Annotated in this window: 2 protein-coding genes; one reads left to right on the forward strand and one right to left on the reverse strand. The window is 27.9% G+C overall.

Going from position 1 to position 1,393, the window contains the following annotated elements; translation table 11 throughout:
• Positions 1 to 24 precede the first annotated feature (24 nt).
• Positions 25 to 348 (reverse strand): quaternary ammonium compound efflux SMR transporter QacG, encoded by a 324-nt coding sequence (qacG, locus tag KA878_RS13460; protein WP_015740450.1) that lies wholly within the window; start codon positions 346 to 348, stop codon positions 25 to 27.
• A gap of 298 nt (positions 349 to 646) precedes the next feature.
• On the opposite strand from qacG, the gene KA878_RS13465 reads away from it, so the two are divergent.
• A partial coding sequence (locus KA878_RS13465) for a protein rep (protein WP_210142184.1) occupies positions 647 to 1,393 on the forward strand: 747 nt, incomplete at its 3' end.

Genomic DNA, 1,393 nt, shown 5'->3' on the forward strand with positions numbered 1-1,393 from the left:
AATAAAGCAATTGGAATAAAATAATCAATGGCTTTCTCCAAATACATTTAAGAGCACTACACCTATAACAATTAAGCCAATAGAAATTATACTAATTAAATTAACATTTTCTTTAAAAACGATAACTGAGATTATTGTTGTTAATACTAATCCTAGACCTGCCCATGTTGCGTAAGTTATATTTAAGGGCAAAAATTTTATTGTTAAACTTAAAAAATAAAAGCAAATTCCAAACGAAAGTAGTGTACCTAATGTTGGCCATAACTTTGTGAAACCTTCTGATGTTTTTAAAAAACTAGTTCCGATTATTTCTGTTGCAATTGAGATAAATAAATATAAATAATGCATTAAGCTTCTCCTTTAATTTCTATTTGATAGCTTATATTTTAATTTATATTAAGTGAAAGAAAAAGTTTTAAGATTTGTATTTTAAAACGAGTTGAAAACGAGTTTCTTCTTGTCTTGATACTATATAGAAATAACTCAAAGATATAAAAAGACATAACTCAATGTTATAAAAAGTCATTTGAATGTTGATATAACAGTATTTTTGGTTGTTTTTGTTGTTGAAAGAAAATTTGACATGAAAAAACCCCAGTTATATGATTAAGGTGTCGAATCAAAATCAAAACTGGGGGCTTTTTATATGCAATATAATACTACTAGATATGTAGACGAAAATCAAGATAATGAAACATTAAAAGATATGACGAAAAGTGGGAAACAACGCCCATGGAGAGAGAAGAAAGTTGATAATGTAAGTTATGCAGATATACTAGAAATTTTAAAAATAAAAAAGGCTTTTAACGTAAAACAATGTGGTAACGTCTTAGAGTTCAAGCCAACTGATGAAGGTTATTTGAAATTACATAAAACATGGTTTTGTAAATCAAAATTATGCCCAGTTTGTAATTGGAGGCGTGCTATGAAAAATAGTTATCAAGCTCAAAAAGTGATTGAAGAAGTGGTTAAAGAAAAGCCAAAAGCACGTTGGTTATTTCTTACGCTATCAGCACGAAATGCAATAGACGGTGAACATTTAGAACAAAGTTTAAAGCATATGTCTAAGGCTTTTAATAAATTAAAAATGTATACAAAAGTTAAAAAGAATTTAATCGGATTTTTACGTTCAACCGAAGTAACGGTTAATAAAAATGACGGTAGTTATAATCAACATATGCACGTTTTATTGTGTGTTGAAAATAGCTATTTTAAGAATAAAGTTAATTATATAACTCAAGAAGAATGGGTTACTTTATGGCAAAAAGCATTACAAGTAAATTATCGACCAGTAGCAAATATTAAAGCGATCAAACCAAATCAAAAAGGAGATAAAGATATTCAAGCAGCTATCAAAGAAACCTCTAAATATTCGGTTAAGTCATCTGATTTT

Source organism: Staphylococcus sp. GDY8P57P (genome assembly GCF_017892585.1).
Lineage (GTDB): Bacteria > Bacillota > Bacilli > Staphylococcales > Staphylococcaceae > Staphylococcus > Staphylococcus borealis.

Coding starts and splice junctions, on each gene's coding strand:
- qacG (WP_015740450.1), bottom strand. CDS start 348: ATGCATTATTTATATTTATTTATCTCAATTGCAACAGAAATAATCGGA.